At 70.5% G+C, this 12,095-nt stretch carries 12 protein-coding genes; 4 read left to right on the forward strand and 8 right to left on the reverse strand.

Annotated elements, in window-relative coordinates:
* Positions 1-103: 103 nt before the first annotated feature.
* The 7 genes from WBN91_RS36760 to ruvC all read right to left on the reverse strand — a co-directional run bounded on the left by WBN91_RS36760 (position 104) and on the right by ruvC (position 6,635).
* Positions 104-622, reverse strand: coding sequence for an adenine phosphoribosyltransferase (locus WBN91_RS36760; RefSeq protein WP_337728910.1), 519 nt, complete (start codon positions 620-622; stop codon positions 104-106).
* Entirely contained in the window at positions 619-1,797 is a 1,179-nt protein-coding gene (gene secF / locus WBN91_RS36765) for a protein translocase subunit SecF (RefSeq protein WP_337728911.1), read from the reverse strand. Before secF ends, WBN91_RS36760 begins: the two co-directional genes overlap by 4 nt.
* A gap of 5 nt (positions 1,798-1,802) precedes the next feature.
* Complete coding sequence (secD, locus tag WBN91_RS36770; RefSeq protein ID WP_337728912.1) at positions 1,803-3,620, reverse strand: protein translocase subunit SecD; 1,818 nt, start codon at positions 3,618-3,620, stop codon at positions 1,803-1,805.
* Positions 3,621-3,948: 328 nt separating this feature from the next.
* Positions 3,949-4,314 (reverse strand): preprotein translocase subunit YajC, encoded by a 366-nt coding sequence (yajC, locus tag WBN91_RS36775; RefSeq protein ID WP_443217863.1) that lies wholly within the window; start codon positions 4,312-4,314, stop codon positions 3,949-3,951.
* A 97-nt stretch (positions 4,315-4,411) separates the two neighbouring features.
* A complete protein-coding gene (gene ruvB / locus WBN91_RS36780) occupies positions 4,412-5,473 on the reverse strand; it encodes a Holliday junction branch migration DNA helicase RuvB (RefSeq protein WP_337728913.1) in 1,062 nt (353 codons plus the stop codon).
* Positions 5,470-6,057: a Holliday junction branch migration protein RuvA gene (ruvA, locus tag WBN91_RS36785; RefSeq protein ID WP_337728914.1), complete on the reverse strand. Its 588-nt coding sequence runs from the start codon at positions 6,055-6,057 to the stop codon at positions 5,470-5,472. Before ruvA ends, ruvB begins: the two co-directional genes overlap by 4 nt.
* The gene (gene ruvC / locus WBN91_RS36790) at positions 6,054-6,635 is read right to left on the reverse strand and encodes a crossover junction endodeoxyribonuclease RuvC (RefSeq protein ID WP_337728915.1); all 582 of its coding nucleotides are present in this window, start codon (positions 6,633-6,635) and stop codon (positions 6,054-6,056) included. Before ruvC ends, ruvA begins: the two co-directional genes overlap by 4 nt.
* A gap of 182 nt (positions 6,636-6,817) precedes the next feature.
* Here ruvC and WBN91_RS36795 point away from each other — a divergent pair, with 182 nt between their 5' ends.
* The 4 genes from WBN91_RS36795 to WBN91_RS36810 are packed head-to-tail and all read left to right on the forward strand — an operon-like array spanning position 6,818 to position 10,735.
* Positions 6,818-8,341, forward strand: coding sequence for a GGDEF domain-containing protein (locus WBN91_RS36795; RefSeq protein WP_337728916.1), 1,524 nt, complete (start codon positions 6,818-6,820; stop codon positions 8,339-8,341).
* On the forward strand, positions 8,338-8,784 hold the full coding sequence (locus WBN91_RS36800) for a cupin domain-containing protein (RefSeq protein ID WP_337728917.1): 447 nt from the start codon (positions 8,338-8,340) through the stop codon (positions 8,782-8,784). Before WBN91_RS36795 ends, WBN91_RS36800 begins: the two co-directional genes overlap by 4 nt.
* A 41-nt stretch (positions 8,785-8,825) precedes the next feature.
* Positions 8,826-9,761 carry an LLM class F420-dependent oxidoreductase gene (locus WBN91_RS36805; protein ID WP_337728918.1) on the forward strand — a complete coding sequence of 312 codons (936 nt, stop codon included), beginning with the start codon at positions 8,826-8,828 and terminating at the stop codon, positions 9,759-9,761.
* Positions 9,758-10,735 carry an RNA polymerase subunit sigma-70 gene (locus WBN91_RS36810; RefSeq protein ID WP_337728919.1) on the forward strand — a complete coding sequence of 326 codons (978 nt, stop codon included), beginning with the start codon at positions 9,758-9,760 and terminating at the stop codon, positions 10,733-10,735. Before WBN91_RS36805 ends, WBN91_RS36810 begins: the two co-directional genes overlap by 4 nt.
* On the opposite strand, the gene fgd is transcribed toward WBN91_RS36810, so the two are convergent.
* On the reverse strand, positions 10,686-11,690 hold the full coding sequence (gene fgd, locus WBN91_RS36815; protein WP_337728920.1) for a glucose-6-phosphate dehydrogenase (coenzyme-F420): 1,005 nt from the start codon (positions 11,688-11,690) through the stop codon (positions 10,686-10,688). The genes WBN91_RS36810 and fgd overlap by 50 nt on opposite strands.
* Positions 11,691-12,095 lie beyond the last annotated feature (405 nt).

Genomic DNA, 12,095 nt, shown 5'->3' on the forward strand with positions numbered 1-12,095 from the left:
GGAACCGAGGCCCTCCACTTGTAGGTAACACCTACCGCGCGCTCCGCGCGCGAAGACCGCGCTGCGCGCGCCGAAAAGCGCGTGAGGCGAGGGGAGTCAGTACCTAGACGGCCAGCAGGGCGTTCACCGAGCGGCCGGCCAGCCGTTCGCGACCGCCCAAGCCGGGGATCTCCAGCACGACCGACACCCCGGTCACCACTCCCCCAGCCCGCTCGACCAACGCACAAGCAGCCGCCGCCGTCCCCCCGGTAGCCAGCACGTCATCCACCACGACGACCTGCTGACCAGGCTGAATGGCATCCGCAGGCAACTCCAGGGTGGCCGTCCCGTACTCCAGGTCATAGGACAGCCGATGGGCCACCGCAGGCAGCTTGCCGGGCTTGCGCAGGGGCACGACCCCATACCGCCAGCCATACCCCAGCGCCGCCCCCAACAAGAAGCCCCGGGACTCGATGGCGGCTACCACCTGTGTGTCCGGGTGGATCTTGTCCTGCAACGCGTCGACCACGGCACGGAGGGCATCGGGGTTGGCCAGGACGGGCGTGAGGTCCCGGAAGACGACCCCCGGTTGGGGGAAGTCCGGGACCTCACGCAGGAGCCCTAGGGCCTTGTCCAGCTTCAACGGTGCTTCTTGCCGGTCGGGCGGCGGCGGGCGTCGGTGGACTTGCTGGTGCGGGACGGGACGCCGGCTGCCGCGGCCAGGGCCTTTTCGTGGCGCAGTTCGGCCTTCAGCGACTCGTCGTCGGTGGACTCGACCACGTCGCCGCCCGAGACGACCTCGCCCGACGCCTTGCGGGCCAGGTTGTCGCGGCGCTGCTGCACGCGGGCCGCCTGGGCCTTGTACTTCGGGTCGCGCATCTTCAGCTCCACCGCGACCGGGGTCGCGATGAAGATGGACGAGATGGCGCCGATCGCCATACCGGTCAGCTGCACCAGCGCCAGGTCCTTCAGCGTGCCGACGCCGAGCAGGCCCACGCCGATCGCGAGCAGGCCCAGCACGGGCAGCAGCGCGATGAGCGAGGTGTTGATCGACCGCATCAGGGTCTGGTTGACCGCCAGGTTGGCCGCCTCGCCGTACGTCCGCCTGGTCAGGCCGAGCAGGCCGCGGGTGTTCTCCTTGACCTTGTCGAACACGACGACCGTGTCGTACAGCGAGAAGCCCAGGATGGTGAGCAGACCGATCACCGTCGCCGGCGAGACTTCGAAGCCGACCAGCGAGTACACGCCGGCCGTGATCACCACGTCGTGCACTACCGCGACGAGCGCGGCCACGGCCATCTGCCACTCGAAGTACAGCGCCAGGAAGATCGCCACGGCGAGGAAGAACACGCCCAGGGCGATGAGCGCCTTGGTGGTGATCTCACCGCCCCACGACGCCGACACCGCGCTGTCGCTGATGGCGCTCAGGCCGCCGTTGGGCTTGAGGTCGCTGTTCAAGCCCTCCTTGAGCTTGGCGACCTGGGCCGCGTCGAGCGTCTCGGAGCGGATCTGGATGGTCGTCGCCGTGCCGGTGCCCACGGTCTGCACCGCGGTCGGCTCCTCGCCGATGGCCTTGGCGAACGACTCCTTCGCGGCCTCGACGCTGATCGTGCCCGACGCGCTCTGCGCGGGCATCTGGACGCGGGTGCCGCCGGTGAAGTCGATGCCCAGGTTGAACCCGCGGAAGATGATCGACGCGAGGCACACCAGCAGGATCACGCCGAACAGCACGTACCAGCGCTTGCGCTTGCCGACGATGTCGAAGGCGCCGTTGCCGACGTACAACCGCTGGAACACGTTGCCCTTGGACTGCGCCATCGGACTCAGACCTCCTTCGCGGCGGTCTTGCCCGCCGACACGGCGGCCCGCTCGTCGGCGCCCGCCTGGACGGCGCCACCGAGACCGGACAGCTTCGGGCTGGACAGGGACTTCGACTTGGAGACCATCGAGACCAGCGGGTGCGTGACCAGGAAGACCACGACGAGGTCCAGGACGGTCGACATGCCGAGGGTGAACGCGAAGCCCTTCACCTGGCCCACCGCGATCACGTACAGGATGGCCGAGGCGAGGAAGCTGACCGCGTCCGCCGACAGGATCGTACGACGGGAGCGGACCCACGCGCGCGGCACGGCCGAGCGGAACGTCCGGCCCTCGCGCACTTCGTCCTTCAACCGTTCGAAGAACACCACGAACGAGTCCGCGGTGATACCGATCGCCACGATGAAACCGGCGATGCCTGCGAGGTCCAGGGTGAACCCGATCCAGCGGCCCAGCAGCACCAGCACCGCGTAGACCACGGCGCCGGACAGCGCCAGCGACAGGATCGTCAGCAGGCCCAGCAGGCGGTAGTAGAACAGGCAGTACACGAACACCAGCGCCAGGCCGATGCCGCCGGCGATCAGGCCGGCCTTGAGCGAGGCCAGGCCCAGCGTCGCGGACACCGTCTCGGCCTCGGAGGCCTCGAAGGACAGCGGCAGCGAGCCGTACTTCAGGACGTTGGCCAGGCCTTCGGCGTCCTTCTGGGTGAACTGGCCGGAGATCTGGGTGTTGCCGCCCAGGATGGGCTCGTTGATGTTCGGCGCGGACACGACCTGGCTGTCCAGCACCACCGCGACCTGCTGGGACACGTTCGCCGAGGTGAACTTGCCCCACTTCTCGCCGCCCTCGCCCTTGAAGGTCAGGTCGACGACGAAGCCCGCGCCCTGCGGGTCGGTGCCGGAGATGGCGTTGGAGATGTCCTCACCGGTCAGCCGGGAGTACAGGGTGTAGTCGTCGTCCTTGACCTGCGCGTCCTTGGCCGGGAAGACCGGCGCGAGCACGTACTTGAACTCGGCCTTCTGGTCGCAGGTCAGCAGCGGCAGGGCCGGGTCGTCGTTGCCCAGCAGCGGGTCCTTCTTCGGGCAGGTGAAGGCGGCCAGCGCCTGGGAGACCGTCTGCGCGTCCAGCGTGGTCAGCGCCGGGTCCTGGCGGCACGTCCGGGCCTCGTTGATGGAGTCCTCGGTCTTCTCGGAGTACTCGCCGTTGAACACCTTGCGGCAGTCGACCTGCGGCTCGGTCGGCGCCGACGGGGTGGTCGTCGCGGGCGGCGTGGCCGTGTCGGTCGGCTGCTGCTCCAGCGGCGGCGCCGGGCGGCCCTGGGCGTTCGTGGTCGGCGCGACGGACGCGGTCTCCGAACCCGACGGCGGGGCCGTGGTGGTCGGCGCGGCCGAACCCGAGGTGCTCGGGGTGGTCGACGGCGTCGGCGCGGGCTCGGGCGCGTTGGGCTGCGGCGAGCCGACGACCTTGCGGAAGTTCAGCTTCGCCGTCTGGCCCAGGCGCTTGGCGCCCTCGCTGTCCGTGCCCGGGACCGTGATCACCAGGTTGGTGCCGTCGCGGACGACCTCCGCGCCGGTGACACCGAGCCCGTTCACCCGGGTCTCGATCAGCTCCCGAGCCTGGTTCAGGGCCTGGTCGGTCGGCGTCTGGCCGTCGGGGGCGCGCGCGGTCAGCGTGACCCGCGTGCCACCTTGGAGATCGATTCCGAGCTTGGGTGTCGCCTTGCCGCCCCCGGTGAAGAACACCAAGGAGTACAGCGCGACCACGATGAGGACAAACGCGCCCAGGTACTTCGCGGGGCGGATTTGCCCGGCCGGGGGTGCCACGGTCCGTCCGTCTCCTGCAACTGTCGTTGTGAATGTCCCGCCGCCGGGACCGTGGGACACGGACCAGGGCAGCGCTTGTCCACCCGGCACTGCCCTGCCGGGTGATTGCGCAGCGTACCCCGCACCGTGTGAGTTGTCTGTCACCGGTTGGCGAACCGGTTCGGCCACCGCCGACCGGCATTCCGACCGGCCATAATGCGTTAACCGGACCAATCACATCGGCCGGACGGCGTTCACACTTGACCCGGATTCCCGGGCCGTCCCAATAGGTGCGCGGCGGCGAAAGGATTGTGCCGCGCGTGCGGCACAACCCCGATCGCCGTGCGTCTTACTTCTTGCTGTCCTGCTGCGCCGGCTCGGCGGTCGCGGCGGGCGCGTCCTCGACCACGTCGTCGACCACCGCGTCGGTCTCCTCCACGTCGGTGACGGGGTTGACCTTCTCGCGGATCGCGGGCCGCAGCCACGTGGTGACCACGCCGTCCGCGATTTCCAGGTCGATCGTGTCGTCGTCGCTCGCGTCGACGACCGTGGCGTAGAGGCCGGAGGTCGTCATCACCCGGTCGCCGGGCTCCAGCGACTTCAGGAGCGCCTGCTGCTCGGCCGCGGCCCTCTTCTGCTTGCGTGCGCTGAGGAACAGCGGCACGGCCAGCAGCACGAGCAGCAGCGGGAACATCAAGGAAGACAGGTTGCCCATCATTCTCCGTTCAACCGGGCGCGGCGGGACTGGTGTGCCCGGAACGTCCGGATTTCCTGGGGTGCCGCCGCCGATTGTGCCAGGTCAGCAAACCCGCTCAGTCGCCGGCGTCGTCGAACAGGCTCCTGGTGCCCTCGCCGGGCGCCTTCGCGGGTGGCTGGAGGCCCAGGTGCAGCCAGGCGGCGGCGGTCGCCACCCGGCCACGCGGCGTGCGGGCCAGCATGCCCGCGCGCACCAGGTAAGGCTCGCACACCTCCTCGACCGTCGTGGGCTCCTCCCCCACCGCGACGGCGAGCGTGGAGACGCCGACCGGCCCGCCGCCGAAGCTGCGCACCAGCGCGCCCAGCACGGCCCGGTCCAGCCGGTCCAGGCCCAGTTCGTCCACGTCGTAGACGGCCAGCGCGTCCCGGGCGACCTCGCGGGTCACCGCGCCGTCCGCGCGCACCTCGGCGAAGTCCCGGACCCGGCGCAGCAGCCGGTTGGCGATGCGGGGCGTGCCGCGGGAGCGGCCGGCGATCTCCCGGCCGCCGTCCTCGCGCAGGTCCACGCCGAGGATCTTGGCCGACCGGCGGATGATCAGCTCCAGCTCGTCGGGGCTGTAGAACTCCATGTGCCCGGTGAACCCGAACCGGTCGCGCAGCGGGCCGGTCAGCGCGCCGGACCGGGTGGTGGCCCCGACCAGCGTGAACGGGGCGATGTCGAGCGGGATGCTGGTCGCGCCCGGTCCCTTGCCGACCACGACGTCGACCCGGAAGTCCTCCATCGCCAGGTACAGCATCTCCTCGGCGGGGCGGGCCATGCGGTGGATCTCGTCGATGAACAGCACGTCGCCCTCGACCAGGTTGGACAGCATCGCGGCGAGGTCGCCGGCGCGTTCCAGGGCCGGGCCGGAGGTGATCCGCAGGGACGCGCCCAGCTCGGCCGCGATGATCATGGCGAGGCTGGTCTTGCCCAGGCCGGGCGGGCCGGACAGCAGCACGTGGTCCGGCGGCGCGCCCCGCCGCAGGGCTCCGTGCAGGACCAGTTCGAGCTGCTCGCGGACCTTGGGCTGGCCGACGAACTCGTGCAGGTCCTTCGGGCGGAGGGTGGACTCGACGTCCCGCTCGGCCGGGTCGGGCAGCGGGTCGAGCATGTCGTCGCCGTCGTCGAAGGACGTCATCGCTTGCGGCCCAGCAGCGCCAGCGCCTTGCGGAGGACCTCGGAGGTGCCCTGCGCGCCGTCGTCGGCCAGCACGGTGTCCACGGCCTGCTCGGCCTGCTTGGCCGGGAAGCCCAGGCCCAGCAGCGCCTCGGCGACCTGCGTGCGCACCTGGCCGGTGTTGGAGGCGGTGGGCGCGGACGGGAGTTGGCCGACCTTGTCCCGCAGCTCGATGCACAGCCGCTCGGCGCCCTTGCGGCCGATGCCGGGGACCTGGGTGAGCACGGTGAGGTTGCCCTCGGCGATGGCCGCGCGCAGCTTGTCCGGCTCCAGCACGGCCAGGGTGGCCAAGGCGAGCCGCGGACCGATGCCGGACACGGTCTGGAGCAGCCCGAACAGCTCGCGCGCCTCGGCGTCGGCGAACCCGAACAGGGTCAGCGAGTCCTCGCGCACGACCAGGGCGGTGGCCAGGGCGGCCTCCTCGCCGCGGCGCAGGGTCGCCAGCGTGGCGGGCGTGGCCTGCACGGCGAACCCGACGCCCCCCACCTCGACGACCGCGTGATCGAGTCCGATGGACAGCACCTGTCCACGAAGCGACGAAATCACTGGGTCTTCCCTCCGGTCGTGCGTGCGGCGGCTTGGGCAAGTCTCGCGCGGTGGGTGCGGGCGAGTTCGGCGGCCCTGGCTTGGGCTTCTTCGAGGCGGGACCGCATGGGCGCGCGCCACAGGTGGCAGATGGCCAGGGCGAGGGCGTCGGCGGCGTCGGCGGGTTTAGGCGCGGTCTTGAGGCCGAGGAGTTTCGTCACCATCGCGGTGACCTGCTTCTTGTCGGCGCGACCGGAGCCGGTGACGGCGGCTTTGACCTCGCTGGGCGTGTGGAACGTGACCGGGAGGTTCCGGCGGGCGGCGGCCAGCGCCACCACTCCCCCGGCTTGGGCGGTGCCCATCGCGGTGCGCACGTTGTACTGGCTGAACACCCGCTCGACGGCGACGACATCGGGCTTGTACTGGTCGAGCCACTGTTCGACGGCGTCGGAGAGCTGCAAGAGCCGGATCGCGAGATCGGCGTCCACCGGCGTCCTGATGACGTCCACGGCGACGGGTCTGACGGTGCGTCCGGGACCGCCGTCGACCACCCCGAAACCGCATCGGGTCAGGCCGGGGTCGACTCCGAACACACGCACGCTGGTCCTCTCCCAATGCCCGCCACGAACACCAGTTCGAACCGTACCGGGTGGAAGTTCACACCCCCTGTTCGACACGCGTTCGGTCACAAGCCGATACCCCCGCTTCGACGGAGCGTTACGGTGTCACTACAGTGGCTTGGTCATCTGATCGACTCCAGTCGCGGCATAGGCGGGGTGCCATGACCTTGAGACGGTTCAGCCTCATCACGGCTGCCGTCTGCCTCCTCTTGGTGGCGGTCGTGTCACTGGTCGTCTCGGGTGTCCTTGATCGTTCTACCTCCGTCGCCATCGACAAGTTCGCGCAGCTGACGGGGGCCGCCGCCGCGATGGTCTGCTACTGGCGCGCCGGGTTGCGCCGCCAGGGCACCGCCCGGCGGTGGCGGCTGTGGATGGCGGCGGCGATGGCCAGCCTCGTGGTCGGGATGTGCGCGTGGATCTGGGGACAGGTGTTCCTGGGCGTCTCGCTGCCCTCGACCACCGTGGCGCCGCTGGGGTTCATCCTCGTGCCGGTGCTGACGCTGTTCGCCGTGCTGGTGCTCGGGCACGGCGGCTCCGGGTCGCTGCCCAACCACCGCAGCAAGGTCGTCATCGTGCTGGACGGCCTGATCGTCGTCGGCTCGTTGTTCGTCCTCACGTGGGTGTCGCTGCTGGAGTCGATGGTCCGCGCGTGGGCCACCTCCGGGCCGGGGTTCGCCACCGTCGTGGCGCACCCGGCGGCGTACCTGGTGATGCTGGTCGTGCTGCTGGTGTCGTCGTGGTCGCACCGGTCGGTGCGCCAGCTGCCGATGCTGTTCGTGGCCCTGGCGGGGCTGGCGCAGTCGTCGTCGGGGTGGGTGTTCGCGTTCCTGGTGAGCAAGGGCGCGACGGCGATCCCCACGGCGGCGGACATCGGGTTCATGATCTGCCCGGCGATGTTCTTCCTGTCCTCGATCGCCCCGAGCAGCCCGCGCCGGGAGCGGTCCGGGACCGGGCGGCTGCGTGCCGGCGAGATGCTGCACATCCTCGTGCCGTACCTGCCGATGCTGGTCACCGGCCTGTTCATCGTGGTCGGCACGGCCACCGGCGTGCGGCTGAACCCGTTCGAGATCTACGTGGGTCTCGGGGTGGTGCTGCTGGTCATCGCCCGGCAGCTGTTCACCCTGATCGACAACGTCAAGCTGCTGGAACAGCTGCGCGACAGCCGCGAGCGGCTGCGGCACCAGGCCTACCACGACCCGTTGACCGGGGTGGCCAACCGCGTGCTGTTCCGGGAACGGCTCAACGCGGCGCTGGACCGGCCCGACCCGCTGGTCGTGCTGTTCATCGACGTGGACGGGTTCAAGGACGTCAACGACAACTACGGCCACGCCGAGGGCGACGCCGTGCTGCGGATCGTCGCCGAACGCCTCCAGCACTGCGTCCGCCCTCAGGACACCGTGGCCCGGCTGGGCGGCGACGAGTTCGGCATCCTGGTCGACGGCTACCCCGCGCGGCCGGAGGAGATCGGCGACCGGGTGCTGGCGGCGATGGCGTCCCCGCACCGCACGTCCCACGGCGAGCACCGCATCCGGGCCAGCATCGGCATCTCGCACCGGGAGACCCACGACCCGGCGCTCACCGCGGACGACCTGCTCGGCAGCGCGGACGCGGCCATGTACACGGCGAAACGACTGGGCAAGGGCATGGTCGTGGTGCACGGATCGGTGGAGGCGGAGCTGACATGACCCCGGACGAGGCGATCTCCCTGCTGGGACTGGAAGAGCTGCCGGTGGAGGGCGGGCACTTCGGCCAGTCGTGGCGGTCCGAGGAGGCGTCGGCGATCTACTACCTGCTGCGCGCGCCGGAGTTCTCCGGGCTGCACGTGCTGACCCACCTGGAGGTCTACGCGTACCACGCGGGCGCGCCGCTGCGGATGCTGCTGCTGCACCCGGACGGGCGGGTCGAGCAGCCGGTGCTGGGGTCGGACCTGGCGGCGGGCCAGCGGCCCCAGGTGGTCGTGCCGGCCGGGGTGTGGCAGGCCAGTGAGCCGGCGGGCGAGTGGTCGCTGGTCGGGACCGTGGTCGTGCCGCCGTACACCGACGACGTGGTGAGCTTCGCCAAGGCGGACGAGGTGGCGGCGGAGTACCCGTCGCACGCCGACCTCGTCCGGCGGTTCTGCCGGTTCTAGAAGAGCGACCCCTTTCGGGCGTGGGCGAGGTCTGCACCGTCATGGAGTTCTCTGTTTTCCTGCCCACCGGCTTCGGCCGGGACTTCGCCGGCGTCACCGACCCCGTCGAGGCCTTCGACACGCTCACCCGGCTCGCTCGGGCCGCCGACGAGCTCGGGTACGCCGCCGTGTGGGCGCCCGACCACCTGCACACCATCCCGCCGTCCCAGGACTACCTGTTCGAGTCGTGGACCACGCTGGCCGCGCTGGCCCGGGAGACCTCCCGCGTCCGCCTGGGCCACCTGGTGACCGGCAACGCCTACCGCAACCCAGCGCTCCAGGCGAAGATGGCGTCCACGCTGGACGTCCTGTCCAACGGCCGGTTCACCTTCGGCATCGGGGCGGGCTGGTACGAGCCCGACCACGTCGGCTACGGCTACGAGTTCCCACCGCCCGGCGAGCGGCTGCGGCGGCTGGAGGAGGCCGTGCAGGTCGTGCGGGCGCTGTGGACGTCCGAGGAAGCCACGTTCGAGGGCGAGCACTACACGGTGCGCGGGGCGGTGAACCAGCCCAAGGGAGTGCAGGAACGCATCCCGCTGATGGTCGCCGGCGCCGGTGAGCGGGTGACGCTGCGGATCGTGGCCCAGTACGCCGACGGGTGCAACGTCATCGAGTCGCCCGAGGGGTTGGCGCACAAGTACGAGGTGCTGCGCAAGCACTGCGCCGACGTGGGGACCGACTTCGACCGCATCAAGCGCACCGCGACCACCGCGTGCATCATCGCCGACAGCGACGAGGCGGCGCGTGCGCTGGTGCCGCCCGGGTCGGAGTTCGCGTTCCCCGGCGACCTGGCGTCCTACGGCCTGATCGGCACGCTCGACACGATCCGCGAGCGGATCGCCCGGTACGAGGAGGTCGGCGTGCAGGAGTTGGTGATCGGGTTCGTCGGGACGGACGTCGAGCCCCTGCGGCGGTTCGCGGCGGAGTTCCCGGCGTGAGCTTCGAGCGGGACGTGGAGCGCCACCGGCGGGAGCTGGTGGCGCACTGCTACCGGATGCTCGGCTCGGTGGACGACGCGGAGGACGCGGTCCAGGAGACCTACCTGCGGGCGTGGCGCGCGATCGACGACTTCGAGGGGCGGTCGTCGGTCCGGGTCTGGCTGTACCGGATCGCCACCAACGTCTGCCTGACCGCGTTGAGCCACCACAGCCGCCGGGTCCTGCCGTCGGAGCTGACCGCCCCGGCCGACGACCCGGACCGTCCGGTGGTCTTCGCGGGACCGGAGACGCGGTGGCTCCAGCCGCTGCCGGACGCCCTGGTGACCTCCGAGGACGACGACCCTGCGGCGATCGCGGCCATGCGGGACAGCATCCGGTTGGCGCTGGTGGCGAGCTTGCAGTACCTGCCGCCGCGTCAGCGTGCGGTGCTGATCTTGCGTGACGTCCTGGCGTTCACCGCGCCCGAGGCCGCCGAGGTGCTGGACATGTCGGTGGACGCGGTGAAGAGCGCGTTGCGCCGGGCACGGGTGCGGCTGGCGGAGGTCTCGCCCGCGACCCGGCCGGCGCCGGAACCCACCGAGGAACGGGCGCGGGAGCTGCTGCGCCGGTACGTCGACGCGTTCGAGAACAGCGACGCCGCCGCGTTGGAGGAGTTGCTGCGGGTGGACGCGGCGCTGGAGATGGCGCCGGTGCGGACGTGGTTCGCCGGGAAGGCGACGTGCGCGCCTTACCTGGCGGCCCGTGCGATGGAGTCGCCCGGCGACTGGCGCATGGAGACGATCCGCGTCAACGGGGGGTTCGGCGCGGTGTCGTACTTGCGGGGCCGGCGTTTCGCGGTGGTCGTACTGGAGTTGGCCGAGGACGGGATCGCCCGGATCACCCTGTTCGGCGACCCCGTCCTCGACTCCGCGGTGAGTAAGGCCGTCAGCCGAGCTTGCGCAACAGAGGAAGGACGTCCTCGGCGAACTGGGTGAGGAAGCGCTCCTGGTCGTGACCGGGACCGTGGAAGACCAGGTGGTTGAGGCCCGCGTCCACGTACGGCTGGATCTGGGCGAGGGCCTCTTCCGGGTCGGAGGCGACGATCCAGCGCTTGGCGACCTGCTCGATCGGCAGCTCGTCGGCCAGGCGCTCCATCTCCTCGGCGCTGCCGACGCTGTGCTTCTGCTCGGGCGTCAGCGACAGCGGCGCCCAGAACCGGGTGTTCTCCAGCGCCTGGGCGGGGTCGCGGTCGTAGGACAGCTTGATCTCGATCATCCGGTCCACCTCGGCGGCATCGCGGCCGGCGGCCTCGGCCCCCGCCGCGACCGCCGGCAGCAGCTGCTCGGTGTAGAGCTCCATGCCCTTGCCCGAGGTGCAGATGAACCCGTCCCCGGCCCGCCCGGCGTACTTGGCCACGGTCGGCCCACCGGCGGCGATGTAGATCGGCACCGGCTGCTCGGGCCGGTCGTAGATGTTGGCGTTGACGAGCTGGTAGTACTCGCCGTCGAAGTTCACGTTGTCCTGCGTCCACAACTCGCGGATCAACCGCACGGCCTCCCGCAGCCGAGCGAACCGCTCCTTGAACTCCGGCCATTCCCGCCCCGACACGGCGATCTCGTTGAGCGCCTCCCCGGACCCGACACCCAGGAACACCCGGTTCGGGTAGAGCAACGCCAACGTGGCGAACGCCTGCGCGATGACAGCGGGGTTGTAGCGGAACGTGGGCGTCAACACACTGGTCCCGAGCGTCACCCGCTTGGTCCGCTCGCCAACAGCGGACAACCACGACAGCGCGAACGGCGCATGCCCACCTTCATGCCGCCAGGGCAGGAAGTGGTCGGACACGGTCACACTGTCCAACCCGACTTCCTCGGCCAACACGGCGTACTCGACCAACTCCCGAGGCCCGAACTGCTCGGCAGACGCCTTGTACCCAACCTTCACACCCATACCCCGCTCCGCTCCCCTTGCCGTACCCGATCCCGATCCCGTCGCACTCTAACGAGATGCGGTGGACAAGGACCGGGGCCAACCCCCAGCCCACCCCTGACCACCCACTTCGGACAACCAGGGGCCAAGGTTGATCATTCCCCACAGCCCCACTTTTTGCCCCCCACCACCACAACCAATCCGGCAACGCACCACTTACGCGCCCCACAACCCACTCACGCCGGTCCCACCCGCCAGCCGCAAGCCCACGCACCCTCCAACTCACCGGCCGCGCCGCCTTTCCCGCGCGCAGCGCGTAGTTCGCGCGCGGAGCGCGCTGTAGCCCTAGCTACAAGTGGAGGGCCTCGGTTCCCCCACCGTATGGCCTGCCCGAAGGGCAACCACGCTTTGTCGGGGTTGTCCTGA

This window comes from Saccharothrix sp. CCNWYY140 (assembly GCF_037401995.1).
GTDB lineage: Bacteria > Actinomycetota > Actinomycetes > Mycobacteriales > Pseudonocardiaceae > Actinosynnema.